We start from the raw sequence: 25,860 nt of genomic DNA on the forward strand, positions 1-25,860 counted from the left end.
CCCTTGCGCTCCCAGAGAACGGAATCCGGCGCCCCGAACGGGGTAAGGTCGGCCGGTGCGAGCCTCCTCCGTGTTCCCCGTACCCTCCCAGGGCGGACGGCCGCTCTTCGAGTGGCGCTGGGTGGACCGCCATCTCGACGAGATCTTCGAACGGCTGGGTGAGCACATCGTCCTGACCGCGGCGGCGCTCGCCATCGGACTGGTGGTGTCGATCGGTGTTTCCGCGATTTCGCTGCGTCGCCGGTGGTTCTACGTCGTCGCGTTGAGCACGGCCGGTTCGCTGTACGTCATCCCGAGTCTCGGCGCCTTCGCCGTTTTGGTTCCCTTCACCGGTCTGACGTCCTTCACCACAGCGGTGATCCCGTTGGCGACGTATACGTTGCTCATCCTGATCCGCAACATCGTCACCGGCGTCGAACAGGTCCCCAAGGAAGTCCGCGAAGCCGCGATAGGCATGGGTTTCACCCGTTCGCGATTGCTGTGGCAGGTCGAACTCCCGCTCGCGCTGCCGGTGGTGATCGCGGGCCTGCGGGTCGCGGCGGTGACCACGATCGGGCTCGTGACGGTGACCTCCATGCTCGGCAAGGGCGGCTTGGGGTACTTCATCCGCAACGGCATCCAGACCGCGACACCGAATCCGACGTCGATCATCGTCGGCGTCGGGCTTTCCGTGGTACTGGCCGTGGTGGTGGATCTGCTGCTGTGGCTCGGTGGGCGCGCGCTCGCGCCGTGGTCGCGGAAGGCGGCGTCGCGATGAGCATCATCGATCAGACCATCGCATGGTTCGGCGAACCGAACCGCTGGAGCTGGACCGATCCGGCGGGCGTGCCGTACCGGACGGTCGAACACCTCCAGTTCTCCTTGCTGGCACTGGCGATCTCGGCCGTGCTGACGATCCCGCCCGCGTTGTGGCTGGCGCACTACCGCCGCGCGCAGTTCCTCGCGACCAGCGCGGTGAACATCGGCCGCGCGATCCCCAGCTTCGGGCTGGTGATCCTGTTCTGGTTCCTGGCTTCCCGGCTCGAAGTCGACACGAGCTTCTGGCCGTTGATGCTCGCGCTGGTGGCGTTGGCGCTGCCGCCGTTGTTCACCAACACCTACGCGGGTGTCATCCAGCTGGAGCAGGAAACCGTCGACGCCGCGCGCGGAACCGGCTACCGCGAGTGGCAGATCATGCTGCGCCTGGAGTTGCCGCTCGCGTCACCGGTCATCCTCGCGGGTGCCCGCGTCGCGTTCCTGCAACTGGTCGCGACGGTCGCGATCGGCGCGATCGTCAACGACGGCGGCGGACTCGGACGGTACATTGTGGACGGTTTCGCGCTCGGGGAGCCCGGCCACGGCGAGATCCTGGCGGGCGGTATCGCGGTCGTCGTACTGGCTTTGGTGTGCGAAGGGGTTTTCGCGCTCGTCACGCGTTGGGTGACCCCTCGCGGGCTGGCGATCCAGTCCCGCGCGGAAACCCGTTCCTGAGCGCCGAAACCACCGTCGTGACCGCCGGGCCCAGCGCCCGGTCCTCCTCGACGGGCGGCACGAGCTCCCGCAGCCGCTCGTAGGTCGCGCGCAGCTCCGGCGCCCCGTCCCCGGACGCCAGCCACCGCGCCTGCGAACCCGTGATCAACTCGCAGGCGGTGATGGTGAACATCCGCGCGCAAGCGTCACGGAGCTGGTTCCCCGCCGCCCAGGCGAACGCCTGCACGTCCTCCTGCCCACCCGACGTGTCGACGGAACCCAAGGTCGCGGGCATGGCCAGCCGCCGCAGCGCGTGCAGCTCCCCCACCGCGCGTTTGTGCAGCGGGACGAGCCCAGCCTGTGGCCCCGGTTCCACCGCGAGCTGCGCGGGAAGACCGCTGAACCGCTCGTCGAGCAACCGGTGCGTCCGCTGCACGCTCACTTCGCCGAGATGCACCAGTGCCGCCGTCACCGCGTCCATCCGCAGCCCGAGTTCCACGGCGTGGAACCCGGTCGTGGACACGAATTCGCCGTCGAGGAAGACGGGCGAATCGGTCGGCATGGAGCGCCCGAGCACTTCGCCCAGCTCGGCGGTGACCCGCGTCAGATGAGCGAGCGCGCGCGGAGCCACCCGCACGGAGACGGGCGCCTGCACGACCGGCCGTTCGACGGCACCTCGGATCAGGCCGCTCACTTCACGCAGGACCGAACGCAGCACCTGATCGTCTCCGGCCAGTGCGGGACGATAGACCCCTTGTGGCGCACCGAGAACGTCGATCGCGATCGCGGCGGCCAGCGTCTGGAGATCCACCACCCGCCGGGCCTCGGCCCGCCCGAAGGCGGCGAGCGTCTCCGCCAGCGGCGAGCCCTGGATGAGGGTCGCGGCCTCCTTGAGACCTGGCTCGTACGGCTCCGCCAGCACCTCCGACGCGGGTGTCTCGACGCCGTCCACCAGCACGGTCCCGACGCCGAGGAAGGTCTGAAAGGCATGCGCCAGCGGGATGATCTCGCCGGCGCTGCCCAGCCCCGTCCGCGGCACGGCGGGGGTGAACCCCTCGTTCAGCCGGTCGACGAGAAACGTCACGAGCTCCGGACCGGCGCCCGCTTCGAGGGCGAGCAGATCCCGCAGGCGCACCAGCAGCAGCCACCGCACCTCGTCGGCCGAGAGCCACGGCGGGCCGCCGACGGCACGGCCGATCAGCAGATTCCGCTGGTGCGCGTTCGACGCGGGCGCGGCGACCCCCGCGAGCCGCCCCATACCGGTGTTCACGCCGTAGACGGGGCGCTCGTCCAGCGCGGCGAGGACTCGGGCGCGGTTTTCGCCGAGCCTCGCCAGCAACGCCGGGTCGATCTCGAGGACCTCTGCCTCGAAGGCGGAGGCCAGCGAAAAGTCCTTTGTGGACAGCCTCACTCGACGGGGCGCGCGAGCCCGTCGATCACCTCGGCGCCGGGCAGGGACGCGAGGACGGAGCCCGGGATCAGCAGCTTGCCGCCGCGGATACCGCTGCCGATGACCAGTTCGGGTTCGTCGGCGACGCGCTGGTCGACCAGGATCGGCCACTCCGCGGGCAGGCCGACCGGTGTGATGCCGCCGTACTCCATTCCGGTGAGCGAGACGGCCTCGTCCATCGGGGCGAAGGAGGCCTTGCGCACGTCGAGACGGCGTTTGATCACGCCGTTCACGTCGGCGCGGGTGGTGGCGAGGATCATCGCGGCGGCGAAACGGACCTCACCGGCGCGTTTGCCGGCGACGACGACGCAGTTCGCGGACGCGGAGAGCGGTGAGCCGTAGGCCTCGCAGAAGGCGGCGGTGTCGGCCAGCTCGGCGTCGATCTCGACGACGCCGACGGCGTCCGGATCGGGCAGGGCGGCGAGTGCCTTCGCGACGGGCTCGGCGAGCAGATCAGTGCGGGTGAGGGCGGGGACGACGGTGAGGCTTCCGGCGATGGTCCAGTCAGTCACACCGCCCACCCTAATCACCAGTTGCGGCCGCCGCGCTGGACCTCGATGAGCTTGGGGCGGACGTCCACGAGGTAGACCAGGACCGCGACCAGCGCGGGCAGCCACAGGATCATGCCGCCGCCGTAGAACTGGAAGAACGTCAGCACCACGGTGGCCCCACCGGTGATGAGCATCCAGATGGGTTTGGTCTTCCGATCGGCGGCCGAATACGCGTCCGCACGCTGCAACAGCGCGTGCACGAACGCGAACAGCCCCGTCAGCGCGCCGCCCCAATGGATGGCGATGAGGATCCAGTTGGCAACGAACACGACCTCAGCTTACGTCAAACCGGGCGAATGACCCGGGCCCCCGGCACCGAAGCGGGTGCCAGGGGCCCTGGAATTCACGCGGACCTTACTTCTCGGTGGTCTTCGGCGCGGTGGCCGGCTTCTTGGCGGCCGGGCTGGTGGTGGCGCGGCGCGCGGTGGTCGTGGTCTTCGGCGCGGTCTTGTTGGCGACCTTGCGCGAAGCCGAGCGGGTCTCGTGCGCGAGGTCGTCGCCGATCTCCTCGACCTCGTCGGCGATCTCGCCGGCGACCTCGGTCACCTTGCGGGCGGTCTTCTCACCGACCGAGCGGGTGCCCTTGGTGACCTTGCCGAGCACGGTGTCGATGCGCTCGCGGGCGTCGGTGGTCGCACCCTCGACGCGGTCCTGCGCGGTGCTGATCGCGTCCTCGAGCTGCTCGATGGCCTTCTTGACCTGCGGCTGCGCGGCGATCTTGTCCCACGCCTGCTCACCGGACTCGGCCAGCTTGTTGTACAGCTTCAGCGCGGCCTCGGTGTACTCGTCGATGACCTTGCGCAGCTCGGCCGGGTCCAGCTTCTCGCGGAGGCCCTCGACGTCGTGCGGGAGCTCTTCGATGTTCTTGCGGGCGGTCTCGCTGCCCTCGACGACCTTCTCCTTGGCCTTCGACACGGCGTCGACGACGGCCTGTCCGGCCAGGTTGCCGGCCCCCAGGGCGGCCAGCAGCGGCGTGCGGACCTGGTCGAGGGCGGTGTGCTTGCGTTCGGTCTTGGTGGCCGTGGTCATGCTGACTCCTTGGTTTCTTCGACTTGGTCTTCGGTTTTCGCCTGGGCCGCCTGCTCGGGTTTCGCGGCGGCGTTCTCGCGGCGGAACGATTCGTAGACGTCGAGCAGGACCTGCTTCTGCCGCTCGGTCAGCTCGGTGTCGGCGCGGATCGCGTCGCCGACCGGGCCGCCCATCGGCAGATCGAGGATTCCCGCTTGCACGTAGAGCGCCTCGGCCGAAATACGCAGGCCCTTGGCGATCTGCTGCAGGATCTCCGCGCTGGGTTTGCGGACCCCGCGCTCGATCTGGCTCAGGTACGGATTGGACACGCCGGCGAGTTTCGACAGCTGCCGCAAGGAGATCTTCGCGTTGCTGCGCTGCTGGCGGATGTACTCGCCGATGTCGGAAGCGATGTCCGCGACCTTCTCCATCGGTCCGCCCGATGTGGGCTGATCCCGGTCGGTGTCTGACATCGGTCACCTCCTCGCGACGTCATCAACGCTACGCCCGAGTGCTAGCAATTGCAAGCACTCTGCTTGCAACCATCGGGTGTGTTGGTGCTCACCCGGCTACCGTGGAGGGATGTCGAACGCCACGCGGCTGCGGCGGCGCCTCGTCGAGCATCTGCTCGCCGAGGGCGTGCTGCACGACGCGCGCTGGATGACCGCGTTCCGCGCCGTGCCGAGACACGTCTTCCTGCCGCGGTTCTTCGTCCCGGCGGCGAACGGCTGGGCCGCGGTCGAGCACGGCGACGACGAGTGGCTCGACCGCGTCTACTCCCCCGACGTGCTGGTCGTGCAACTGGACGACGATTCGGGGCTTTGGGAACGGGCGCGGTATCTCGGCGCGCAGCCGGGAACGCCGACGAGTTCGTCCAGCCAGCCGTCGATCATGGCGATCATGCTCGAAGAGCTCCGGGTCGCCGACGGGAATCGCGTACTGGAGATCGGCACGGGCACCGGGTACAACACCGCGTTGCTGTGCCATCGGCTCGGCGCCGGGCTCGTGTACACAGTGGACATCGATCCGGAACTCGTCGACGCCGCGCGCAAACGGCTCGCGGAAATCGGCTACGTGCCTTCGTGCGCGGCGGCCGACGGCGCCGAGGGCTTCCCGGCGGGAGTGCTCTACGACCGGGTGATCTGCACCTGTTCGGTGTCGTCGATCCCGCCCGCGTGGCTGGCGCAGACGATGCCCGGCGGGCTGATCGTCACCACGCTGAACCGGCCGATCGGCGGCGGGCTCGTCCGGATCGTCGCGGGCGAAGGCGCGACGGGACACGGGCGGGTGCTCGCGCGCGACGGGCGCTTCATGCCGCTTCGCGCGCACCGGTTCAAGCAGTCGAGGATGCCGGACGGCGACGTCACCTGGCGGCCGACCCGGCTGCCGATGAGGGTGCTCACCGAGGTTCGCAGCCGTTTCGAGTTCTTCGCCGGGCTCTGTCTTCCGGGCGTGACGGCCTCGCGGGACGGCCAGAGCACCGCCTTGGTTCATCCGGACGGCTCATGGATGCGCCATCGGCAGGCGGGCGACGGGTTCGAGGTGGCCGAAGGCGGCCCGCGAAGGCTCTGGGAGGTCGTCGAAGCCGCGTACGAGGAATGGCTCGACCTCGGCGAGCCCGGGCGGGACCGTTTCGGGCTCAGCCTCGACGGGGAGGAACAGGTGATCTGGCTGGATTCACCCGAGGGCCGCAGTTGGCCGTTGAGCCCCTGAAAGCAGGCCGCGCACCCACTTCTCGACGCGGTCGACGGCGTCTTCGACCGGGACGTGGGTGGTGTCGAACAGCTCGACCGGCGGCTCCATCGCGGATGCTTCCGCTTGCAACCACGCGTTGAACTCCAGCATCTCTTCGACGCGCTCCTCGTCCCACTCGCGCCAGGCGGGCCGTGCGAGCAAACGCTTGCGCAGCGCGTCGGGCTCGCTGACGAGCGCCAGGTAGTGGATGTCGGAGAAGAAGACGCGCTCGGGCAACCGCTCGAACTCGGGCGGCGCGACCGTGCCGCACAGGACGACCGGCCGCCCGTTCTGGTGCAGCATCGCCGCCATCCGCAGCCAGGTCGAGCGGAACGCGGGATGGCCGGGGACGTCGTCCCGCAACGCCCCGGTCCACAGCACGTCCTGTTCGACCACGAGCGCGAGATCGCCGAGCCGTCGCGCCAGGAGCGGACCGACCGTCGACTTGCCCGCGCCGCTCGGCCCGGTCAGTGCGAAGAGCGGGAGCCGCCGGAACGGCCACCGGTGCGCGCACACCGCGCACACCAGCAGCCCGCTCTCGACTCGTGGCCGTTCGGCGCGATCACCGCAGGCCGGGCAGATCTTGAGATCGAGGACCACGGTCAGTCGAAGAGGCCCTCGAGGAAGCCACCCTTACGACGCTTGTGGCCGTAGCCGTGCGGAGAGTCCGCGTATCCGCCGCGGTACCCCTTGGGCGAGTCCGAGTACCCACCCCGGTAGCCCTTCGGCGAGTCGGCGTAACCCCCACGGTGCGGGCGCGGCGAGTCCGGACGGCCGTAATGCGGCGCCGGCGCGTGCCCGCCTCCCTGATACGGCGGGGGCTGGTGCCCGCCGTAGTACGAGGTTTCGGCGTTGGTGATGGCTTCCAGCTCACCCCGGTCCAGGAAGATGCCGCGGCATCCCTGGCACTGGTCGATGTGGATGCCGTTCTTGTCGACGGTCTTCATGGCGTTCTGGCACTTCGGACAAATCACGTATCAGAGATTACGCATTTTTCGCCCGCGAGGTCAGCAGGCGCACAGACAAAACGGGTGCCCGACCGGATCCGCGTAGACCCGGAAGGTCTCCGGCGAGTCGTCGAGCAGCTTCGCGCCGATGGCCAGCGCGCGCTCGTGGGCGGCCTCCATGTCGGTGACGTCGAGGTCGATATGGGCCTGCTGCGGGTTCTCGGCGGACGGCCACGCGGGCGGCCGGTAGTCCGGCACGCGCTGGAACGAGAACCGCGCGCCGCCCTCCGGGTTCCGCAGGGTCACCCAATGGCCGTCTTCGGCGACTTCGGCCGCCTTCCAGTCGAGCAGCTCGCGGTAGAACTCCGCCAGCGCGACCGGATCCGGGCAGTCGAGCGCCACCGCGCCGAAGGTCGGTACCGCACCCATGGTTCAGCCTCCAGAAAGATCGAGTAACCAGTGAACCGAGTATGAGGGTTATCAAAGCCGATGACAACCGGTCTCGCCCGTACACTGGGCGGGGTGAACACCGACGCGTCCCTGGTGGTCGAGTTTCTGAACACGGTGAACGTCGAACGCGGCACCGACCTCCTGGACGAGCTGGAGTCCTGGCAACGTTGGGCCCGCGATCACCGGCTGCGGGCGGATACCCCCGCGGCCGCGCGCGAAACGCGGGACGCACTGCGCGCCGCGATCGGCGATCCGCGACTCCCCCGGCTCGGCCTGCGCGCCCCGGCGGAGATCGTCCTCGGCACCGAAGGCCCGCTCCTGGTCTCGGAAACGGTCTGCGAGGCGGTGCTGGCGGCGTCGACCCGGCTGACCGTGCTCGGCGAATGGATCCGGCTCAAGATCTGCCCGGCGGACGACTGCCTGTGGGCGTTCTACGACGAATCGCGGAACCGGTCGAGGACGTGGTGCTCGATGCGGGCCTGCGGGAACCGGGAGAAGGCGCGGGCCTGGCGGGCGCGGACGGCGGACGTCTCGACCTGAGCGTCACGACCCGAACGACCACAACTTCTGGTGTCACCCACCCCCGAGTTACCCCCAGGGGTTGTGCACACCGTTAGGCCAAAAACGTGAAAAGCTGTGGATAACCCTGGGGATGACTCCACTTCCTGTGGACAACTCCCGGTGCGGCCTCCGGAGTGTGGTATACGCGTAGCGCTCAGAACAGCAACTGCGCGACCGTGTAGATGACCAGGCCGGCGAGCGCGCCGACCACCGTGCCGTTGATCCGGATGAACTGCAGATCCCGGCCCACCTGGAGCTCGATCTTGCGCGACGTCTCCTCGGCGTCCCAGCGCTCCACCGTGTCCGTGATGATCGTGGTGATCTCCTTGGAGTAGTGGGTGACGACGTAGGCCGCCGCGCCCTCCACCCAGGTGTCCACTTTGGACCGGATGTGGTCGTCGGAGACCAGCCGCTCCCCGAGCGTCTCGAGGCCCGTGCGCACGCGGCGCCGCAGCTCGCTCGACGGGTCTTCGGCGGCGTTGAGCAGCATCTCCTTCGCCGCCGCCCACGCCGAACCGATCAGCTTCTGCACCTCGTCGTGCCCCAGCATCTGGGATTTGACCTGCTCGGCGCGCGCCATCACCTCGGGGTCGGTCTGCAGATCCTGGGCGAACTCGCCGAGGAACTTGTCCAGTGCCAGCCGCATGGGGTGGTTGACGTCGGTCTTCACCGCCCAGACGAACGACAGCACCTCGCCGTAGACCTTGTCCGCGAGCATCTCGTCGACGAATTTCGGCGACCAGCTCGGCGCCCGGTCCGAGACCACGCGCAGCATCGTCGAGTGGTTGTCCCGCACCCACTCGTAGCCGCGGTCGCACATCAGATCCACCAGCTTGTGGTGCGCCCCGTCGGCGAACACGCCCTCCAGGATCTTGCCGAGCGGCGGACCCCACGGCTTGTCCACGATCCGCTTGACCACGGCCTGTTCCATGATCGCCTGGACGTCCTCGTCGCGGAGCACCTTGACCGCCGCCCGGACGACGGTGGCCAGCTCGGACGTGACGCGTTCGGCGTTGACGGGCTGCGAGAGCCAGCCGCCGAGCCGCTTCGAGACCTCGACCCGGCTCAGTTTCTCGCGGACCACGGACTCGGACAGGAAGTTCGAGCCGACGAAGTCACCGAGGCTGCTGCCCAGCGCGTCCTTCTTGTTCGGGATGATCGCGGTGTGCGGGATCTTGATCCCCAGCGGATGCCGGAACAGCGCCGTCACCGCGAACCAGTCGGCGAGCGCGCCGACCATCCCGGCCTCGGCGGCCGCGCGGACGTAGCCGACCCACGCGGGCCAGCCTGCGGCCTCGGCCCAGCTGGTCAGCAGGAAGATCACCGTCGCGCCGAGCAGGAACGACAGCGCGACCGTCTTCATCTTGCGCAGGCCGCGGCGCTTCTCCTCCTCGGCGGCGGTTCCACCGGGCGGATCGGCTGGGGTCACCTTGGCGGGCGTCAGTTGCTCCACACCGCCATTGTCCGTGAGGATGGCTGATCGTGCGCGAACCTGTCCTCGTACCCCGCCTCCAGCCCTTCACGTCGACCATCTTCGCGGAGATGACGGCACTCGCCGTCCGCCACGAAGCCGTCAACCTCGGCCAGGGTTTCCCCGACACCGACGGTCCCGCCGGAATGCTCGACGCCGCCAAGAACGCGCTGTTCGGGGGTGCGAACCAGTATCCGCCGGGTCCCGGCCGGCCCGAACTGCGCGCGGCGATCGCGCGGCACCGGCTCCGCTACGGCGTCGAGTACGACCGCGACACCGAGATCCTGGTCACCGCCGGTGCCACCGAGGCCATCGCGGCGTCGCTGATCGCGCTCACGCAGGCGGGTGACGAGGTGATCGTCATCGAGCCGTACTACGACTCGTACGCGGCCGCGGTCGCCATGGCGGGCGCCGAGCGGCGCGTCGTCGGGCTGGTGGAACGCGACGGCCGGTTCGCGCTCGACGTCGAGGGCCTGCGCGCCGCGGTGACCGGCCGGACCAGGGCGATCCTGATCAACTCCCCGCACAACCCGACCGGCACGGTGTTCACGCGCGCCGAACTGGAGGCCGTCGCCGCGCTCTGCGTGGAACACGACCTGATCGCGATCACCGACGAGGTGTACGAGCATCTGGTGTTCGACGACGCCGAGCATCTCCCGCTGGCGACCTTCCCCGGTATGCGCGATCGCACCGTGTCGATCTCCAGCGCCGGCAAGACGTTCAACTGCACCGGCTGGAAGATCGGCTGGGTCTGCGCGAGCCCCGAACTGGTCGCGGCGGTGAAGGCGGCGAAGCAGTTCATCACCTTCGTCTCGGGCGGCCCGTTCCAGCCCGCTGTCGCCCACGCGCTGGACCACGAACTGCCGTGGGCCGAGGAGTTGCGCACGAGCCTCCAGGACAAACGGGACCGGCTCGCGGCCGGGCTCGCGGAGGCGGGGTTCGCGGTGCGGCCGACCGCCGGGACGTACTTCGTCTGCGTCGACGTCCGCCCGCTCGGCTTCGACGACGCCGCGGAGCTGGCCTGGGAGCTCCCCGAACGGGTGGGCGTGGCGGCCGTGCCCGTAAAGGTGTTCACCGATCACCCGGAAGAGTGGAAACACCTTCTGCGCTTCGCGTTCTGCAAACGCAACGAGGTCATCGACGAAGCCGTCACCCGGTTGCGCAAACTCCGGTGACCCGTCCGATGTTCACGCCCAGCCGCCTTTTTCGAGTGCCCGTCTGAGCCGGTCCAAACACCGTCTTCGAATCCTGCCGACACTGGCCGGACTGATGCCCAGCTCCCCCGCGATCTGGGCGTAGGACAGCTCCGGCCGGTGCGCGAGGAGCCCCACGAGCCGCCGATGCGAATCCGGCAGGCGATCGACCGCCGCCCAGAGCGCGCGGTCCCGTTCGGCGCGGACGACCTCGGCCTCCGGGGTCGTCTCCGCGCCGGGCAGCGGACGCGGCGTTTCGCGTCTGTTCCTGGTGATCATCCGGAGCGCGCGACGCCGAGCCGTGGTCGTCAGCCAAGCCCCGAGCTTCGCTTCGTCGCGTAGCGCGCCGGGCACGCGAAGCAGTTCCAGCCAAGCCTCCTGACAGATGTCCTTGGCGTCGGCTTCGCTCAGCCGGTAGGCCTTCAGCGCCTTGAGCACCGCCGCCGACACGGCGTTCACGTCCCACATCCCGGACCCTCCCCTCCCGGCGGCTTGCGTCCGCCGCGCCGATCACCGAACGCGACTTCGACGGCACACACCGCATTCGGGATCCGGAAAAGGTCAGGTCACCGAGGATTTGAGTAGTTCCACCCGTCCCCGGATGGCCGCCGGGCACATACCGAGAGTGATCAACTTCGGTACTCCAGGCACCGGAGCCGGTTGCGTCGTTCCGCCTAACGGGCTGGATCGACGGCGGCTGAGGTGAAACACTCCCCTCCGGTGCTAAAACTGGTGCAGCCCCGGGGGAACTGCGACCTGACCGGAAGAGACCCCAAGAAAGATCGAACTCACGCGGAAAACGTGGGTTTCAGGCGCGGACGGTGGTGATTGCTGTGAATGGTGCGGCAGTCGTGCGCCGTCACGACCTCACCTCCCGCAAGACCGGCATGCGAATTCTTTTCGCGGGTGGGCTCGCGCTCACCGGCTGGCTCCTCGGCGCCGTTTTGAGCACCCCGGCTTCGGCCGACGAACAGCTTCCCGTGACACCGGAGACCTCCGTGGTCCAGCCCGCGGACGAAGCGGGATCCGGGAAATCGACTACTCCGAACGAGTCCACTTCGGACTCCGCCGCGACCGAACCCACGAAATCCGCTGAGCCCACCGAAACCTCGAAGGAGCCCGCTCCCGTTGTGAGCGAGGAGCCCGAGGCCTCTGTGGAGGAAGAGACCGTTTCGAGTACGAGTTCCGTCGAGAAGACCACTTCTCCGGAGCCGGAAACGAAGACCGCGAAGCCCCAGGCGTCGAACGGTTTGCTGGGCGGCCTCATCGGCGGCGTGCTGAACGTCGTCACGACCACGGTCGGCGGCGTCGTCGAAACCGTCGGCGGGGTCGTCGGTGTCGTCGACGGAATCGGCGACCAGGTCGTCGCGCCGATCGTCACGCCGAATCCGTGCTGCACCGGGGGCGCCCCCTCGATCCTGCCGGGCACCGGCGACATGCTCGACCCCGTCTTCGGCGGCGGCTCGGGTGAATCGGCGAGCGGCTCGGTCACCATCGCCGTCCCGGCGAAGGCCGTCACGCCGGAAGCGCCCGCCACGCCGGAGCCGCGTCCGCTCGTCCCCGCCGAGACCCCCGTTCCGGTCGCGGCGAGCCAGAACCACCGCGTCACGCTGCCCGTCCGGATCCAGTACGACGCCAAGCCCGCTCCGTCCGCGCCCGCCGAGTCCGACACGCACGCGTCACGGGACGGCGGCGGCTCGGGCGGCGGCGGTGGCCTGCCGAACGCCCCGGTGGCGCCGGTCGCGCCCACGACGACCGCCCAGCCCGGACACGACAACACCGGCGGCGGCCGCGGGCCGCTCGCCGTGCTCGACTCCGGAATCCCCGCCACGCAGCTGAAACTCCTCGGAACCGGCTGCGATCACGAAGGCGAGCGCACCGGCCGGGAAGCCGCGCTTCCCGCCACCTCCCCCGACTGACCTGACCGGGTCGCCGGGGAGAACCACGTCCAAACCAAGATCAACTTCTGGTTTCGACGGCTGCTGAATCCTCTGGCAAAAGCCGCTTTCGCCTGCCCCTTTTTCAGGCAACCCCAAAGTCTTTCCGAACGGCCGACCGCGCCCGGCCGGTTCGGATCCCGGCCCCGGCGCCGCGCTGCCCCTGCGGCGCCGGGACCAGCACCGGGTGGACTCCGGGGGCTTCTGCTCACCGCGCCGAGCAGGAGCCGGCCAAGCTCGAAGTCCGCCTGAACCGCGGGCGGTTCCCGGCACGTCGAGGGGCTGTGCCGGGTAACCGCCGCGGTGCCCGCCTGCGAGGTTTCGGCCTCGGGGCGGGCCGGATAGCCGGTGCGCTGGTCGTGCGGCGCCGATGCCCTCCCTGGAGCATCGGCCGCCCCGCCGGCGCACCGGCTATTTCCGTTTCCGGCCCGCGTTTCGTCCTCTGAATGCGGTAGTTGCACGCGCAAGGAACGCATCCAGAGGACGAAATGCCGGGGTCAGGTGACCTGGACGGCGACCGGGGCGACGACGGCGGGGGTCGCGGCGACCGAAGCGGCCGCCGCGCCGAGACGGCGTACGGCCTCGAAGAGCGTCTCGGCCGGAAGCGCGTACGGCAGCCGCAGCCAGCGCTCCAGTCCACCGTGGACACCGAACCGCGAGCCCGGCGCCACCTGCACCCCGTGTCCCGCCGCCGCGACGGCCAGCCGCGTGCTCATCGGCTCCGGCAGACGGCACCACAGCGAGAGCCCGCCGGGCGGGACGGTGAACGTCCACTCCGGGCAGTACCAGTTGAGCGCCCCGGTCAGCGCGTCGCGCAGGGCCAGCGTCTCCTGACGACGATGCGCCAGCGCGGCCCCGCCGTCGTCGAGCAGTTCCGCGAGGACGAGCTGCTCGAACACCGGCGACCCCAAGTCGACGGCGAACCGGGCGGCGACCAGCCGCCCGATGATGTCCTCGGAGGCGCGGATCCAGCCGAGCCGCAGGCCCGCCCAGTGCGATTTGGCCGCCGAGCCGATCGTGATGCCGAGATCGCCCATGAACGCGCCCAGCGGCGGCGGCCCGTCCACCGGATCGCCTTCGAGGTCCAGCTCGACCAGCGTTTCGTCGATGATCGCCGGGGTCCGAGCGCGGTTCAGCGCGGCCGCGAGGCGTTCCCGGCCGGCGGCGTTCATGCGCAGGCCGGTCGGGTTCTGGAAGTCCGCGACGAAGTACGCGAGCCTCGGCGCGGACTGCCGCAGCGCGGCTTCGATCCCGACGACGTCCCATCCGGTGACCGGATCCAACGGCACCGGTACCCCGATCGCGTGGGCCGCGCCGATGGCTTCCAGCGAGTTCGGGTACGTCGGCTGCTCGACGAGTACCCGGTCGCCCGGACCCGCCAGCATGCGCAGGACCTGCACGAACGCGTGATGCGCGCCGTTGGTGACCATCACCTGGTCGGCGTTGGTCGGCAGGCCGCGTTCGGTGTAGCGGCGGGCGATCCGCTCACGCAGGATCCGCAGGCCACGCACCTGATAGCCGTTCTCACCGAGGTAGTCCACCAGCGCCTTTCGCGCGGCATCGACGGCCGGGACCAGGCCCGCGACGGCGGGCGGGCAGGCCTGGGCGAGGTCGATGAGGTCCTCGCCGGTCGGCAGGATCGCGCTCCGGCCGCGGCCGCCGGGGGCCGCGATCCACGAACCCGCCCCGCGACGGCTCGCGACCAGGCCGTCGGCGCGCAGTTTGTCCAGCGCTGCTCCGATCAGGGTGCGGCTGACGTCCAGCGCTTCGGCGAGCTCCCGTTCGGCGGGCAGTTTCGTGCCGAGCGGCAGCCTGCCGTCGAGGACCAGCAGCTCGACGGCGGCCGCCAGATCCGCGGCACCGTGTCGAGAACCACTCTGCCGCCAACTTCCCAGCAAGATGGCCAATTTCGGACCCGAAACGCGTCCAGTCAGCGGGATCAGCGGTTCCATAAGGCCAATTGTTCCAGATTGGTCATGGTCAAGGTAGCCACTTACCCCTGATGGTGCACTCGTGGCACTCAAACTCGACCTCAAACCTGTCGGCATCTCCCAGGACACCACCCGCCGTTCGCTCCAGCTCGTCGGCGGGCTCGCCCTCTACGGCGGCAGCATGGCCATGCTGACCAGGTCGGGACTCGGCCTCGACCCGTGGGACGTGCTCCACGAAGGCCTGATGAAGATCACCGGTCTCTCGTTCGGCACGGTCACCGCGATCGCGTCGGTCCTCGTTCTCCTGCTGTGGATCCCGCTGCGGCAGCGGCCCGGGATCGGGACCGCGGCCAACGTCGTGGTCATTTCGCTCACCGTCGACCTCGTGCGGGTCTTCCTGCCGGATCAGGACGTGCTCGGCTGGCAGATCTTCAACCTGGTCGCCGGAGTCGTGCTCAACGGTCTCGCCGCCGCGATCTACGTCGGCGCGCGGCTCGGCCCCGGCCCCCGCGACGGGCTGATGACCGGCCTCTCGGCCCGGACAGGCAAGTCGATCCGCCTCGTCCGGACCCTCATCGAGATCACCGTGCTGGCCGCGGGCTGGCTGCTCGGCGGCACGGTCGGCGTCGGCACGGTCCTCTACGCGCTCGCCATCGGCCCGCTGACCCAGGCTTTCCTGCCGTACGTCGTGTGGCGGGAACGCGCGCACGCGTGACTGGACGGACGACACACGTGTCGGGATGGACGACACGCGTGATCGGGCGGACGTCTCTCGCCATAGCCCTGGCCGCGAGCGTGTCGTCCATCCAGTCACACGTGTCGTCCGTCGGATCACCCGTGTCGTCCATCCGGTCACGCGAAAGCGCCGGGCGAGCAAGAGCGACGGCGGCGCGAGGTGATCAGCTCGCCTCGCGCCGCTCAAGGAGGCGGCGGACGGCGAGGTAGTCGATGCCCCGCTGCGCGAGTACGTCGGCGGCCACGCCGGGAACGGCCGTCAGCGCGAGCAGCAGGTGCTCCCCCTCGATGCGCTTGCTGCCGACATCGACGGCTTCGCGAAGGCTCTTCTCCAGTACCTTCTTCGCGTCGGGTGTGAACGGCCGGTGACCGCGTCCCGAGCGCTGTCCACCGGTCAGCGCTCCCGGGCCGTGGGTCTGCTCGACCCGCTCGACGATGTGCTCGACGTCGATGCCGAACCCGCTCAGCGCTTCGACATCGGCGTCGCTGATCCCGCCCCGGCGGCGGACGCGCCGGAGGTCGTCGGCCAGTTCGTCCGCCGGGCAGCCCAGCGCGGTCAGCACGCCGGTACCCCTGGCCAGCGACGTCAGCAGGTGCAGCGCGTCGACGTTCGCGGACGTCTCGTCCGACGCCACCCGCTGGGCGCCGACGACGACCTCGCGCAGTTCGGGCGTGAAACGTTCGAACATCAGTGCCTCCCGTACTTCTTGTGCACCGCTTGCCTGCTGACCCCCAGCTCGGCCGCGATCTCCTGCCAGGACCAGCCGTGCACCCGCGCGCTGCGGACCTGCACGGCCTCGAGTTGTTCCAACAGCCGGCGCAAGGCGGCGACGGCGCGCAATCCCACCCGGGGATCGCGGTCGCCGGCTCGCGCGGCCAGATCTGTCGCTTCGGTCATGACGTCAACCTACGTTGACATCTCGCAGGTGTCAACCTCGGTTGACAGTTAGGGTCGGGGACATGGCCGAAATCTCAGTGGCGGAAAGGGACGGAGTAGGCGCGGACGGATCGACGCGCCCGACCGAAGACCACGTCGCCGTCCTCGGCAACGCCGTGGTGGTGCTCGACGGGGCGACGGCGCCGAGGCCGGATCTGCCGTCCGGCGGCTGGTACGCGAGCCTGCTCGTGCACAGTCTGTCGCGGGCGCTGACCGCGGAACCCCAGGCCGATCTCGCGGTCCTGCTGGCCGAGTCGATCGCCGACGTCGCCCGCCGCGAGGGCCTCGAACCGGGACGCTCGCCGTCGAGCACGGTCGCGATCGCGCGCTGGACGGACGACACCGTCGACGGGCTGGTGCTCGCCGACAGCCCCATCGTCGCCTTCGGTCCTTCCGGCGCCGACCCGCTCACCGACGACAGGCTCGTCTCGCTGCGCGAAAGCGGCCAGCTCCGCACCGGCGCCGACGTCCGCGCGAAACGCAACGCTCCGGACGGCTTCTGGGTCGCCGAAGCGGACCCCAAGGCCGCCGCCGAGGCCGTCCGCCGCAGTTGGCCGCGTTCGGAGGTCGACGCCCTGCTGCTGGCGACCGACGGCGTCGCGATCGGCGTCGACGAGTACGGCCTGTTCGACTGGCCGGAAGTGCTCACCATCAGCCGGGAGCGTGGCCCCGACGCCGTCCTCGACGCGGTGCGCACGGCGGAGAAACAGGACCCCGACGGCGAGCGCTGGCCCCGCGCGAAAAGGCACGATGACCAGCTACTGGTACTGGTCGACTTCGGGGTAGCCCCAGGGTAAAACCGGGGGCTTCCCGGATCGGAAAGCCGCGTCCGCGCGAGCAGGCTGGACGCATGACGTTCCCTGGGGAGAGATCGCGGACGAGACCCTGGCTGATCGCGTCGGGCGCGGCCATCGGCTGGGCACTGTTCACCATGGTCGTGCTACATCTGATCAGTTCACGCGATCCGGTGTTCGACACGCTGTCCAGCTACGCCTACGTCGACCGCGGCACCGGCATGCTCGGCGCCAGCGTGCTCTCCCTGTCGATCGGCTCGCTCACCGCGCTCGGCGCGCTGGCCGCGGCCGGGATCCCGCTCAGCCGCACCACGAAACTGCTGTTCGTACTGTGGTCGCTCGGGCTGGCGGCGGCCGCGATCTTCCCGGCGAGCTACCCCGAATTCCCGGATCCGGTCAGTGGCGAGATCCACCTGTACGCGTGCCTCATCGCGTTCCTCAGCCTGCCCGCCGCCGGCTTCACCTTGCGCGACAACCTGCGCGGCACCCCGGCGGCCAGGCTCATCGGGCGCCTGGCCTGGGGCAGCGCGGCCGGTCTCGTCGTCTTCGGGCTCAGCTTCATCTTCGTGCGCCTGGCCGGCATCCCGTTCTTCAAGACGCTGACCGATATCGCACCGGTCGGGGTCATGCAGCGGGTTTCCTTGGTGGCACACGTGATCCTGATCGCCGGGATGCTGAAGGTCGCGTCAGCGGCGCACCGCGTCGGCGAATTCCGGGGCGTACCCGTAGAGACCGGGCAGCCCGCCCGTGTGCAGGAAGACAACGTGCTCGTCGGGCGCGAAATGGCCTTCGGCGGCCCAGCGGATCAGCGCGGCACCCACTTTGCCGGTGTACACGGGATCGAGCGCGATTCCTTCCGTGCGGCCGAAAAGCCGCACCGCGTCCCACGTCTCGCCGGTCGGGATCCCGTAGCCGGGGCCGATCGTGCGGTCGTCGACGCGCAGACCGTCGAGTGACGGCGGCTCGGTGCCGAGCAGCGCAGCGGCGGCGATGGTGAGATCGGCCAGGTTGTCGAGGGCTTCGTCGACCGGATGGCTGACGCAGGCGATGTCCAGGGTCAGCCAGTCGAGGTCCGCGGTCCCGACGACGAGCCCCGCGGAGGTCCCGCCGCTGGCGTGCGGCGCGACCAGCCTCGCCTTGGTGATCCCCAGCTCGGCGAGCTGCCCGGCGATCTCCCGCGCGGCCGCGACGTAACCGAGTGCGCCGACCCCGTCGGAGCCGCCGACCGGGAACGTCGCCACCTGACGCCCCTCGGCCGCGGCCTCGGTGATCAGCCGGTCGTAGGTCCTTCCGGTCTCCTCGCCGTCGCGGCAGATGTGCACGTTCGCGCCGAAGAGATGGTCGAGGGAGACGTTGCCGGACTTTTCGTACGCGTCACCGTCGCGAGGCACCTTCGCCGTCAGCACGAGCTCGCACCGCAACCCGAGCTTCGCGCAGGCAGCGGCCGTCTGGCGGCCGTGGTTGGTCTGTAGCGCGCCGAAGGTGATCACCGTGTCGGCGCCGTTCTCGACCGCCGCGCCGAGCAGGAACTCGAGTTTGCGCAGCTTGTTGCCGCCGACGCCGAGCGGATGCACGTCATCCCGTTTGAGCAGCAGATTCGGCAGGCCCAGGGCCTCGCCCAGCCGGGGTGCGGGATGCAGCGGCGTCGGATAGCCGCCGAGGTCGACGCGGGGGAAGCGATCGAGGTTCATGAACTTCACGTAACCACACCGAGACTACCCGGTGGTATCGTTCGTTTGAACGAACGAGAACCTGCAGGGGGAACCCATGACCACCTCGAAGGCCGACCTCGCGTTCACCGGCCTCGCCGAACAGGCGTCGATGCTCGCCAGCGGCGCCGTCACGTCCGTCGAACTCACCCGGCAAGCGCTCGAAAAGGCCGAAGCCAGCCAGCCCGTTCTCAACGCCTTCAAATGCCTTCGCGCCGAGGAAGCCCTTCGCGAGGCCGAGGAAGCCGATCGACGGCTCGCTGCCGGTGAATCCGCTCCCCTGCTCGGCGTCCCGACCGCGATCAAGGACGACCTCGACGTCACGGGACTGCCGACGGCGTTCGGTTGCGAGGGCGATTTCTCCGTCGCGACAACGGATTCCCCGCCCGTCGCCGCGCTCCGCGAGGCGGGCGCGGTGCTCATCGGCAAGACCAACACCCCGGAACTCGGCCAATGGCCGTTCACCGAAGGCCCCGCGTTCGGCGCGACCCGCAATCCGTGGGACACCGAGCGCACGCCGGGCGGTTCCTCGGGCGGCGCGGCGGCGGCCATCGCGTCGGGGGTGATCGCCGCCGCGCTGGGTTCCGACGGGGCGGGGTCGATCCGGATCCCGGCCGCGTGGACCGATCTGGTCGGCATCAAACCGCAGCGCGGCCGCGTCCCGACCGAACGCGAACTCTTCCACGGCCTGACCGTGGTCGGCCCGCTCGCGCGCACCGTCGCCGACGCGGCCCTCCTGCTGGACGTCGCCGCCGGCACCGGCACCGCGTTCCAGGCGGCCGCCCGCCGCGAACCGGGCCGGATGCGGATCGGGCTGTCCACGCGGATCCCGTTCACCGCGACGAAGACCAAACTCGATCCGCAGGCGCACGCGGCCGTCGTCCGGCTCGCGGAGCGGTTCGCCGAACTCGGTCACGAGATCGTCGAGATCGAACCCGACTACCGGCTGATCGGCCTCACCTTCCTGCCACGTTCGCTCGTCGGCGTGCGTGACTGGTCCCGTCGCGTCCCGGACCAGGCGCGGCTCGACCCGCGCACGCGCGCCAACGCACGGCAGGGTTCGGCACTGGCCGGTCCGGCGCTGCGGCTCGCCCGCGCCACGGAACCGTTGCTGCAACGGCAGATCGGCTCGGTGTTCGGGCGGGTGGACGTCGTGCTCACGCCCACCACCGCCACCCCGCCTCCGCGGATCGGCAGCTTCGACCGGCTGTCCGGCTGGCAGACCGACCAGGCCATGATCGCCGCGTGCCCCTACGCTTGGCCGTGGAACGTGCTGGGCTGGCCGGGGGTCAACGTCCCCGCCGGGCTGAGCCCGGAAGGCCTGCCGCTCGGCGGTCAGCTGCTCGGCCCCTCGCACGCCGAGGAACGGCTCATCTCGCTGGCCGCGCAACTGGAAGAGGTCGAACGGTGGCAGGACCGCAAACCCGAGACCGCTTGGTGAACACCCGCGAGGCCATCCTCCACGCCGCCCTCAAGGTGGTCGGGGAGCAGGGTGTCGGCGGGCTGACCAACCGCCGGATCGCGACCGCGGCCGGTGTCTCGCTCGGCACGCTGACCTACCACTTCCCCAGTCAGACCGCCTTGCTGCGCGAGGCGATGCTGCTGTTCGTCGAAGAAGAGACCACGAAGCTGACCGGGTTCGTCGACACGTACCGCGAGCAGGGGTTGAGTGTCGAGCAGGCCGCGTCGGTGGTCGAGCAGGTCATCGCGCAGCTGCCGTTCGGCACCGACGAACTCGGCGCGCACGAGCTGTACCTGCAGGCCGCCCGCGACCCCGGGCTCCAGGACGCGGCCGCCCGCTGCTTCGCCGCGTACGACGAACTCGCGCTGGTGATCCTGAAAACGCTCGGCGTGCCGTCGCCGGAACGGCTGACCGGTCCGGTCGTCGCGCTGATCGCCGGCCTGCAGCTGCGCAGGCTGGCCACGGGAGACGACGGCGTCGGAGTGGCGCAGTCGCTGATGATGCTCGTCCGCGGCGCGTCATGACCGGTCCGCCGATCGTCAAGGGGACGGCGGCGTGGAAGTACTTCGGCGACTTCCGGGCCGGGCTGCTGGCCGGTCAGGTGCTGGTGTTGCAGGTCGCGCATCCGGTGGTCGCGGCCGGGGTGCGGGATCATTCCGACTACGTCGAGGATCCGTGGACCCGGCTGATGCGCACGGCCGCGTCGCTGTCCATCTACATCTACGGTGGCCCGGAGGGCGCGCGCTACGAGGCGGACCGGCTGCGCGCGCTGCACCGGTCGTTCACCGGCGTCGACGACGGCCGCCGCTACAGCGCGCTGAACCCGCACGCGTACGCCTGGGTGCACGCCACGCTCGTCATGGTTCCCGTTGACACACAAAGGTTCTACGGCACGCCGATGACTCCGTCCGAAGTAGACGAATACTACGCGCAGATGTGCGACGTCGGGCGGCTCCTCGGCCTGCGCGAACAAGACCTGCCGCCGACGTGGCCCGAATTCGAGCGGTATTACGCGGACATGATCGACGGTTTCGGCCCGAACGAAACGATTTCGACATTGTTCGAAACGATCCGGACGGTGAAGAAACCGTGGCGATGGCTGCCCGACAAACGGTGGGTCCGGCTTCAACGGTGGCAGCATCGGGGACAGATGTTCGTCATCCGCGCCACGCTGCCACCCGCACTGCGAGACCGCCTGGGTCTACAGTGGACTGACCGTGACCAGCGCCGATTCGACCGATTCCGTCGCGCGGTACGGTTCTTCGGCGGCCTGGTGCCGGTGACGTTGCGGTCTTCGCTCGTGCGACGGATCGGGAGGCTCAACGTCTGGTTCCGGGCGCATCCACGCGCATATCGTTTCCTCGGGGGCTGACCCCCACCGGAGTAAGGGGCGAAGTCCCCTGTACGGGGGACCCCGATTCACCCGGCGCTGTGACGCTTTCCAGGGCCGTCGTCGTTAAGTTCAGCCGGGATGGGGAATTCACCGAGGGGGCGGCACACGGCGCCGATGGTCATCGCCCGCGCACTCGTGCTCTGCGCGCTGGCATCCGTTCTGCTGTCCGGCACCGCGCGGGCGGACGGCGTGTCGAGCGGCGCGGACGTCCAGGTCGCGCAGACGCTCGGCACCCGGGATCTCACGGTCATCCTGCGGCGGATGGACATCGCGCCCGGGCCGCTGCACGTCGACGTCGTGACGCACACCGGAAGCGCGCCGGGAACGCTGAAACTGCGCGCGTCCACCGCCGGGACCACGTTTTCCGAAACCACGGTGCGGCTGGACGGGAAACCCGGCGCCCATGCGGCACAGCTGCGGGTCGATCAGCCGGGCCCGTGGGAGCTCGGCCTGGACGACGGGACGGACACCGCGTCGATCCCGTTCATCGTCCCGGCCAGGGTCATCCCTCCGTGGGAGAAGGCCACCTTCGGCGGCTTCGTCGCCGCGGGCGTGTTCCTCGTGCTCGGTCTCGTCGTCGCGCTGCGCGTCCGGCGGCCACAACTCGCGCTGATCCCCGCCGGCGGGATGGTCGCCGCGCTCGCGGTCGCGATCACCGGCGCGATGCTGTCGGCGTCCACTCCGCCGCCGCCCGCACCCGGTACGGCCCTGGATCCGACGATCGACAACATCCAAGACCCGTACGCGAACGCCCAGATGTCCACAGTGAACTTCTCGCGGCCGCCGGTGAATCTGGCCGTGCGGTCACCGAACGCGCGAGCCGGCGCGCTCGCCGAGGTGCGCCTCGCCCTCGCCGACGGCTCGACCGGCCGCCCCGTCGACGACCTTCTGGTGCACGACAACGCTTTGATCCATCTCGTCGTCATCTCGCCGACGGGCAGGCTCTGGCATCTGCATCCGGTGCGCGTCGGACCCGGCGACTACCGGGTGAAGTTCACCCCGCCCGAGGCCGGGACCTACGCCGTCGCCGCGGAACTCGCCCGGCGAGGCGGCGGCGTGCAACTCCTCCGCACCACACTGGGTGTCGCGGCCGGAGCGGACTCCCCCGCCGAACCCGTGCCCACCGGAGCCGGAAAACGAGTGGTACAAGGGAATCCGGTCGACGTCGAGATCCGGCCGGGAACGCCGACCACGATCACCGCGCGGTTCGGGAAGGCCGATCTCCAACCCTGGCTGGGCATGCTCGGCCACCTCATCGTCGTCGGCCCGATCACCGGCGACCACCGGGTCGGCGCGGATGCCGCTGCCGCGCCGACCTGGGCCCACGTGCACTCGATGATCCCGCAGTCGCCGGGGATGCCGGGTAAACCCGATGAAACGGTCGCCGCGTACGGCCCCGACGTCCCGTTCACCTACACCTTCGCCGCGCCCGGCAAGTACCGCGTCTGGCTGCAGGCCGAACGCGACTACACGGTGCTGACCGTGCCCGTGGAGATCGACGTCCCGACGGAAGGAGCACCTCAGTGAGTTCCACAGTGGACAGACGAAAACCGGTGCTGCTGATCTCCGTGGTCGCCGTGCTCGCGGTGGCGATCGTGGCCTGGCTGGTTTGGCCGAGCAGCGGCGGGGCGCAGGTGCAGCGTTCGACGCAGGGCCCGTACACGGTGCAGATGTCGGTCGAAGATCCGCACCAGGGCGGCAATGTCTTCGCGTTGACCGTCTCCGGTGCCACGCCGGACGTCGTCACGCTCGAACCCGTGATGCCCCAGATGGGGCACGCGCTCGCGCCGTCGCCCGCGATCGCGGAAGGGCCGGGCCGGTTCCGCACCGGCGACGTCCTGCTGCCGATGTCGGGGCAATGGGAGATCACCGTTTCACTGCGCGGGCCGTCCGGTGCCACGCAGCACGTTTTTCCTTTGCTGGTCAAGTAAGAGAGGGAGGTCGGGGGTATGGATCTCACCGCGGGAGGGGCGAGGGCCGTCCCGGTGGCGCGCAGTGAACGCACCGGTCTCGTACCGGCGGCCACGGTGCTGGCCGGGTCGGTGATCTCACTGGTCGGGCTGACCTGGGACATCCAGTGGCACGGCGACGTCGGCCCGGACACGTTCTTCACGATGCCGCATCTGTTCCTGTATTCGGGCAGCGCGATCTCCGGGCTCGCGAGCCTCGTGGTCGTGCTGATGACCACGGCCGCGCGCCGGGCGGGACGTCCGGTCGACGCGCGGGTCGGCGGCCGCGCGATCAACGTCTTCGGCAAGATCTTCGCCGCACCGGCCGGCTACCTGGTGACCGGGACGGGCGCGGCGATGTTCCTGTTGTACGGCCTGTGGGATCAGTGGTGGCACGGCCTGTACGGCTTCGACGCGGTGATCGACTCGCCGCCGCATATCGGGCTGCTGCTGTCGATCACGCTGAGCATCATCGGCACGGTCATGGTGTTCGCGGCCGCGCGGGAACACCGCTGGGGGACCGTCGGTGTGGTCGGCAGCCTCGGTGTGCTGATCGCGTTCAGCACGGTGACCGTGCTGGGGCTGCAGCAGATCGACGTCGACGGGCTCGACGTCGTCTCCGTCGGCATCGCGCTGCTTTCGGTGCTGCTGGTCTCGGCAGGCGCCGGGTTCTGGGGACGGCCGGGCGGCGCGGTCCGGGTCGCCGCGGCGCTGGCGGTCATCCAGGCGATCACCTGGTGGTTCTCGCCGTGGGCCGCCGAGGCGTACGCGAGCGCGGTCGGCCTGCCGATGCGCGACTACATCGACGGCGTTCCCGCGATGCCTTCGATGATGCCGATGGCGCTGCTGCCGATCGCGGCCGTACTCGAAGCGGTGTACCTGCTCTCACGCCGCTGGACGGCGGGCCGGGTTTCGGTGCTGGCAGGCGTGATCGGCGGACTGCTCGTCGGCGCGAGCATGCCGATCCAGAACGCGATCGTCTACGGCTCCGACCGGATGCCGTGGGCGGTCGTGTTCGCCACCGGTGCCGCCGGCGCGGTGGTCGGGCTGCTCGGCGGCTTCGCCGGGTGGCGGTTCGGCGGGATGCTGAGGCTGCTGGCCCCGGCGAAGGGGGAGAACGCGCATGCGTAAGACATTGCTGGCTTTGGCGGCGGCGATCGGGTTGCTGTTCGCGACCACGCCCGCGGCGAACGCCTACGAACCGGTGAACATCGTCCACACCGAACGGGTCCAGGTCGGACCGTACGGGATGACCGTCGGCTTCAGCACGTGGCCGTTGCGCGCCATGCAATCACTGGACTTCACGTTCATCCCGGACGACGGGATCGCCGGGAAGTCGGGGACGCTCGCGTTCCTCAATCCGGAGACCGGGCGGCTGGGCCGTCCCCAGCCGCTGGCGAAACATCCGCGGAAACTGGAGGTGTGGGGACTGGACATCCGGGCCCTGCAGACACAGGGCTCGTGGACGTTCCGGTTCGAGATCGACGGGCCCGCGGGCAAGGGCGCGGGAGAACTCCGTGATCTGGCGGTGCTCGAACAGCCGGGGCCGCCGATGGCGGTGAGCTGGTCGATCAGCCTGATCCCGCTGATCGTCCTCGCCGTCCTGATCGCCGTCGCCTGGCGGCGCACGAAATCCCGGCTGCGCGGGAACGGACTTCCCGCGACGGTGTGACTCGAAGTGACGAAGATCGGATGGCTCGCGTGTCCCGGTGGACGCGCGAGCCTTTCGTCATGGGCTCAAATCGAACTGTCCGGCCTTGACCGCCTTGAGAAAGGCGTTCCACTCACCGGAATCGAAGACGAAGACGGGACTATTGGCCAATTTGGTGTCACGGACCCCCACCAGGCCTTCGCGGGCGAGGTTGACCTCGACGCAGTTCCCCCCGTTGGGCTCGCTCGCGAAGGACTTCTCCCACGCGGAGTCGTCGAACAGCGACACGGCCGTGGTCGGATCGTAATCCGCCGCCGATGGATAATCGGCCATTGGTCGTACCTCCGAACGTCGGTCGGGGGTGCGGGTCGCGACCTGCGCGAACCGTCACGGTCCCGGCTTCTCCCTGCCTCAACGGGACTATCCCGCACGGCCAAGTGGGTGATCAACTCCGCCCACCCTCGACATGAAGATTATTCCAGGAGTAGGATTAATCGCAGCGGCCGGGGCTCGGTTGTTGGTGAATCGCTCGCAGTGCGTTTCACCGT

General features: G+C 69.7%; 30 protein-coding genes and 1 pseudogene. 16 read left to right on the top strand and 15 right to left on the bottom strand.

Annotated elements, in window-relative coordinates:
- Positions 1–70: 70 nt before the first annotated feature.
- Positions 71–757 carry an ABC transporter permease gene (locus tag ED92_RS03835; RefSeq protein WP_052120240.1) on the top strand — a complete coding sequence of 229 codons (687 nt, stop codon included), beginning with the start codon at positions 71–73 and terminating at the stop codon, positions 755–757.
- A complete protein-coding gene (locus ED92_RS03840) occupies positions 754–1,470 on the top strand; it encodes an ABC transporter permease (RefSeq protein WP_037335936.1) in 717 nt (238 codons plus the stop codon). The genes ED92_RS03835 and ED92_RS03840 overlap by 4 nt, the downstream gene beginning before the upstream one ends.
- Here the strand turns inward: ED92_RS03840 and ED92_RS03845 are convergent.
- The 5 genes from ED92_RS03845 to ED92_RS03865 all read right to left on the bottom strand — a co-directional run bounded on the left by ED92_RS03845 (position 1,409) and on the right by ED92_RS03865 (position 4,889).
- Entirely contained in the window at positions 1,409–2,860 is a 1,452-nt protein-coding gene (locus ED92_RS03845; protein ID WP_037333049.1) for an aromatic amino acid lyase, read from the bottom strand. The genes ED92_RS03840 and ED92_RS03845 overlap by 62 nt on opposite strands.
- Positions 2,857–3,411: a YbaK/EbsC family protein gene (locus ED92_RS03850; protein ID WP_037335938.1), complete on the bottom strand. Its 555-nt coding sequence runs from the start codon at positions 3,409–3,411 to the stop codon at positions 2,857–2,859. The genes ED92_RS03845 and ED92_RS03850 overlap by 4 nt, the downstream gene beginning before the upstream one ends.
- A gap of 14 nt (positions 3,412–3,425) precedes the next feature.
- Entirely contained in the window at positions 3,426–3,719 is a 294-nt protein-coding gene (locus ED92_RS03855) for a DUF2516 family protein (protein WP_037333051.1), read from the bottom strand.
- An 85-nt stretch (positions 3,720–3,804) separates the two neighbouring features.
- Positions 3,805–4,479 carry a hypothetical protein gene (locus ED92_RS03860; protein ID WP_037333052.1) on the bottom strand — a complete coding sequence of 225 codons (675 nt, stop codon included), beginning with the start codon at positions 4,477–4,479 and terminating at the stop codon, positions 3,805–3,807.
- A complete protein-coding gene (locus tag ED92_RS03865) occupies positions 4,476–4,889 on the bottom strand; it encodes a helix-turn-helix domain-containing protein (RefSeq protein ID WP_052120361.1) in 414 nt (137 codons plus the stop codon). The genes ED92_RS03860 and ED92_RS03865 overlap by 4 nt, the downstream gene beginning before the upstream one ends.
- 151 nt (positions 4,890–5,040) lie before the next feature.
- On the opposite strand from ED92_RS03865, the gene ED92_RS03870 reads away from it, so the two are divergent.
- Positions 5,041–6,171 (top strand): methyltransferase domain-containing protein, encoded by a 1,131-nt coding sequence (locus ED92_RS03870; RefSeq protein WP_037333056.1) that lies wholly within the window; start codon positions 5,041–5,043, stop codon positions 6,169–6,171.
- On the opposite strand, the gene ED92_RS03875 is transcribed toward ED92_RS03870, so the two are convergent.
- From ED92_RS03875 to ED92_RS03885, 3 genes are read right to left on the bottom strand one after another with little or no spacing between them, the layout of a single operon-like run.
- Positions 6,136–6,792 carry an AAA family ATPase gene (locus ED92_RS03875; RefSeq protein ID WP_037333058.1) on the bottom strand — a complete coding sequence of 219 codons (657 nt, stop codon included), beginning with the start codon at positions 6,790–6,792 and terminating at the stop codon, positions 6,136–6,138. The two genes, ED92_RS03870 and ED92_RS03875, sit on opposite strands and share 36 nt — an antisense overlap.
- Positions 6,793–6,794: 2 nt before the next feature.
- The gene (locus tag ED92_RS03880) at positions 6,795–7,166 is read right to left on the bottom strand and encodes a zf-TFIIB domain-containing protein (protein WP_081975690.1); all 372 of its coding nucleotides are present in this window, start codon (positions 7,164–7,166) and stop codon (positions 6,795–6,797) included.
- A gap of 33 nt (positions 7,167–7,199) precedes the next feature.
- Positions 7,200–7,568, bottom strand: coding sequence for a VOC family protein (locus ED92_RS03885; RefSeq protein WP_016330885.1), 369 nt, complete (start codon positions 7,566–7,568; stop codon positions 7,200–7,202).
- Between the two features lie 93 nt (positions 7,569–7,661).
- Here ED92_RS03885 and ED92_RS03890 point away from each other — a divergent pair, with 93 nt between their 5' ends.
- A complete protein-coding gene (locus ED92_RS03890; protein ID WP_037333063.1) occupies positions 7,662–8,129 on the top strand; it encodes a CGNR zinc finger domain-containing protein in 468 nt (155 codons plus the stop codon).
- Between the two features lie 175 nt (positions 8,130–8,304).
- Here the strand turns inward: ED92_RS03890 and ED92_RS03895 are convergent, their stop codons facing one another.
- Entirely contained in the window at positions 8,305–9,603 is a 1,299-nt protein-coding gene (locus tag ED92_RS03895) for a DUF445 domain-containing protein (protein ID WP_037333065.1), read from the bottom strand.
- 29 nt (positions 9,604–9,632) lie between these two features.
- On the opposite strand from ED92_RS03895, the gene ED92_RS03900 reads away from it, so the two are divergent.
- Positions 9,633–10,796, top strand: coding sequence for a pyridoxal phosphate-dependent aminotransferase (locus ED92_RS03900; RefSeq protein WP_037333067.1), 1,164 nt, complete (start codon positions 9,633–9,635; stop codon positions 10,794–10,796).
- A gap of 12 nt (positions 10,797–10,808) precedes the next feature.
- On the opposite strand, the gene ED92_RS03905 is transcribed toward ED92_RS03900, so the two are convergent.
- Positions 10,809–11,282 (bottom strand): RNA polymerase sigma factor, encoded by a 474-nt coding sequence (locus tag ED92_RS03905; protein ID WP_037333069.1) that lies wholly within the window; start codon positions 11,280–11,282, stop codon positions 10,809–10,811.
- Positions 11,283–11,665: 383 nt separating this feature from the next.
- Here ED92_RS03905 and ED92_RS03910 point away from each other — a divergent pair, with 383 nt between their 5' ends.
- Positions 11,666–12,733 (top strand): hypothetical protein, encoded by a 1,068-nt coding sequence (locus tag ED92_RS03910; RefSeq protein ID WP_037333071.1) that lies wholly within the window; start codon positions 11,666–11,668, stop codon positions 12,731–12,733.
- Positions 12,734–13,248: 515 nt separating this feature from the next.
- On the opposite strand, the gene ED92_RS03915 is transcribed toward ED92_RS03910, so the two are convergent.
- Positions 13,249–14,703, bottom strand: coding sequence for a PLP-dependent aminotransferase family protein (locus ED92_RS03915; RefSeq protein ID WP_037333074.1), 1,455 nt, complete (start codon positions 14,701–14,703; stop codon positions 13,249–13,251).
- A 61-nt stretch (positions 14,704–14,764) separates the two neighbouring features.
- Between ED92_RS03915 and ED92_RS03920 the strand changes: the two genes are divergently transcribed.
- Positions 14,765–15,397, top strand: coding sequence for a YitT family protein (locus tag ED92_RS03920; protein WP_037333077.1), 633 nt, complete (start codon positions 14,765–14,767; stop codon positions 15,395–15,397).
- A 184-nt stretch (positions 15,398–15,581) separates the two neighbouring features.
- Here ED92_RS03920 and ED92_RS03925 read toward each other — a convergent pair whose 3' ends face one another.
- Positions 15,582–16,106, bottom strand: a complete 525-nt coding sequence (locus tag ED92_RS03925; RefSeq protein ID WP_037333079.1) for a Clp protease N-terminal domain-containing protein — start codon at positions 16,104–16,106, stop codon at positions 15,582–15,584.
- The gene (locus ED92_RS03930; protein ID WP_004559389.1) at positions 16,106–16,315 is read right to left on the bottom strand and encodes a sigma factor-like helix-turn-helix DNA-binding protein; all 210 of its coding nucleotides are present in this window, start codon (positions 16,313–16,315) and stop codon (positions 16,106–16,108) included. Before ED92_RS03930 ends, ED92_RS03925 begins: the two co-directional genes overlap by 1 nt.
- Before the next feature lie 62 nt (positions 16,316–16,377).
- Between ED92_RS03930 and ED92_RS03935 the strand changes: the two genes are divergently transcribed.
- Positions 16,378–17,151: a protein phosphatase 2C domain-containing protein gene (locus tag ED92_RS03935; RefSeq protein WP_037333081.1), complete on the top strand. Its 774-nt coding sequence runs from the start codon at positions 16,378–16,380 to the stop codon at positions 17,149–17,151.
- Positions 17,152–17,285: 134 nt separating this feature from the next.
- Positions 17,286–17,756 (top strand): annotated as a pseudogene (locus tag ED92_RS41750) (DUF998 domain-containing protein); the annotation flags it as partial.
- Positions 17,757–17,834: 78 nt separating this feature from the next.
- Here the strand turns inward: ED92_RS41750 and ED92_RS03945 are convergent.
- Positions 17,835–18,839: a D-cysteine desulfhydrase family protein gene (locus ED92_RS03945; protein WP_037335941.1), complete on the bottom strand. Its 1,005-nt coding sequence runs from the start codon at positions 18,837–18,839 to the stop codon at positions 17,835–17,837.
- Positions 18,840–18,915: 76 nt separating this feature from the next.
- Here ED92_RS03945 and ED92_RS03950 point away from each other — a divergent pair, with 76 nt between their 5' ends.
- The 7 genes from ED92_RS03950 (at position 18,916) to ED92_RS03980 (ending at position 25,333) form a co-directional block, all read left to right on the top strand.
- Entirely contained in the window at positions 18,916–20,298 is a 1,383-nt protein-coding gene (locus tag ED92_RS03950) for an amidase (protein WP_037333086.1), read from the top strand.
- Positions 20,295–20,843, top strand: a complete 549-nt coding sequence (locus tag ED92_RS03955; protein ID WP_161791086.1) for a TetR/AcrR family transcriptional regulator — start codon at positions 20,295–20,297, stop codon at positions 20,841–20,843. Before ED92_RS03950 ends, ED92_RS03955 begins: the two co-directional genes overlap by 4 nt.
- The gene (locus ED92_RS03960; protein ID WP_037333090.1) at positions 20,840–21,691 is read left to right on the top strand and encodes an oxygenase MpaB family protein; all 852 of its coding nucleotides are present in this window, start codon (positions 20,840–20,842) and stop codon (positions 21,689–21,691) included. The genes ED92_RS03955 and ED92_RS03960 overlap by 4 nt, the downstream gene beginning before the upstream one ends.
- 99 nt (positions 21,692–21,790) lie before the next feature.
- A complete protein-coding gene (locus tag ED92_RS03965) occupies positions 21,791–23,239 on the top strand; it encodes a hypothetical protein (protein ID WP_052120245.1) in 1,449 nt (482 codons plus the stop codon).
- The gene (locus tag ED92_RS03970) at positions 23,236–23,643 is read left to right on the top strand and encodes a FixH family protein (RefSeq protein ID WP_081975691.1); all 408 of its coding nucleotides are present in this window, start codon (positions 23,236–23,238) and stop codon (positions 23,641–23,643) included. Before ED92_RS03965 ends, ED92_RS03970 begins: the two co-directional genes overlap by 4 nt.
- An 18-nt stretch (positions 23,644–23,661) precedes the next feature.
- The gene (locus ED92_RS03975) at positions 23,662–24,792 is read left to right on the top strand and encodes a hypothetical protein (RefSeq protein WP_037333096.1); all 1,131 of its coding nucleotides are present in this window, start codon (positions 23,662–23,664) and stop codon (positions 24,790–24,792) included.
- The gene (locus ED92_RS03980; RefSeq protein WP_037333098.1) at positions 24,785–25,333 is read left to right on the top strand and encodes a hypothetical protein; all 549 of its coding nucleotides are present in this window, start codon (positions 24,785–24,787) and stop codon (positions 25,331–25,333) included. The genes ED92_RS03975 and ED92_RS03980 overlap by 8 nt, the downstream gene beginning before the upstream one ends.
- A gap of 57 nt (positions 25,334–25,390) precedes the next feature.
- On the opposite strand, the gene ED92_RS03985 is transcribed toward ED92_RS03980, so the two are convergent.
- The gene (locus ED92_RS03985; protein WP_016330866.1) at positions 25,391–25,645 is read right to left on the bottom strand and encodes a DUF397 domain-containing protein; all 255 of its coding nucleotides are present in this window, start codon (positions 25,643–25,645) and stop codon (positions 25,391–25,393) included.
- Positions 25,646–25,860: the final 215 nt, after the last annotated feature.

Source organism: Amycolatopsis sp. MJM2582, from assembly GCF_000754115.1.
Taxonomy (GTDB): Bacteria; Actinomycetota; Actinomycetes; order Mycobacteriales; family Pseudonocardiaceae; genus Amycolatopsis; species Amycolatopsis japonica.

Coding starts and splice junctions, on each gene's coding strand:
- ED92_RS03840 (WP_037335936.1), top strand. CDS start 754: ATGAGCATCATCGATCAGACCATCGCATGGTTCGGCGAACCGAACCGC.
- ED92_RS03860 (WP_037333052.1), bottom strand. CDS start 4,479: ATGACCACGGCCACCAAGACCGAACGCAAGCACACCGCCCTCGACCAG.
- ED92_RS03865 (WP_052120361.1), bottom strand. CDS start 4,889: ATGGAGAAGGTCGCGGACATCGCTTCCGACATCGGCGAGTACATCCGC.
- ED92_RS03870 (WP_037333056.1), top strand. CDS start 5,041: ATGTCGAACGCCACGCGGCTGCGGCGGCGCCTCGTCGAGCATCTGCTC.
- ED92_RS03885 (WP_016330885.1), bottom strand. CDS start 7,568: ATGGGTGCGGTACCGACCTTCGGCGCGGTGGCGCTCGACTGCCCGGAT.
- ED92_RS03905 (WP_037333069.1), bottom strand. CDS start 11,282: ATGTGGGACGTGAACGCCGTGTCGGCGGCGGTGCTCAAGGCGCTGAAG.
- ED92_RS03915 (WP_037333074.1), bottom strand. CDS start 14,703: ATGGAACCGCTGATCCCGCTGACTGGACGCGTTTCGGGTCCGAAATTG.
- ED92_RS03925 (WP_037333079.1), bottom strand. CDS start 16,106: ATGTTCGAACGTTTCACGCCCGAACTGCGCGAGGTCGTCGTCGGCGCC.
- ED92_RS03930 (WP_004559389.1), bottom strand. CDS start 16,315: ATGACCGAAGCGACAGATCTGGCCGCGCGAGCCGGCGACCGCGATCCC.
- ED92_RS03935 (WP_037333081.1), top strand. CDS start 16,378: ATGGCCGAAATCTCAGTGGCGGAAAGGGACGGAGTAGGCGCGGACGGA.
- ED92_RS03945 (WP_037335941.1), bottom strand. CDS start 18,839: ATGAACCTCGATCGCTTCCCCCGCGTCGACCTCGGCGGCTATCCGACG.
- ED92_RS03950 (WP_037333086.1), top strand. CDS start 18,916: ATGACCACCTCGAAGGCCGACCTCGCGTTCACCGGCCTCGCCGAACAG.
- ED92_RS03960 (WP_037333090.1), top strand. CDS start 20,840: ATGACCGGTCCGCCGATCGTCAAGGGGACGGCGGCGTGGAAGTACTTC.
- ED92_RS03965 (WP_052120245.1), top strand. CDS start 21,791: ATGGGGAATTCACCGAGGGGGCGGCACACGGCGCCGATGGTCATCGCC.
- ED92_RS03975 (WP_037333096.1), top strand. CDS start 23,662: ATGGATCTCACCGCGGGAGGGGCGAGGGCCGTCCCGGTGGCGCGCAGT.
- ED92_RS03980 (WP_037333098.1), top strand. CDS start 24,785: ATGCGTAAGACATTGCTGGCTTTGGCGGCGGCGATCGGGTTGCTGTTC.
- ED92_RS03985 (WP_016330866.1), bottom strand. CDS start 25,645: ATGGCCGATTATCCATCGGCGGCGGATTACGATCCGACCACGGCCGTG.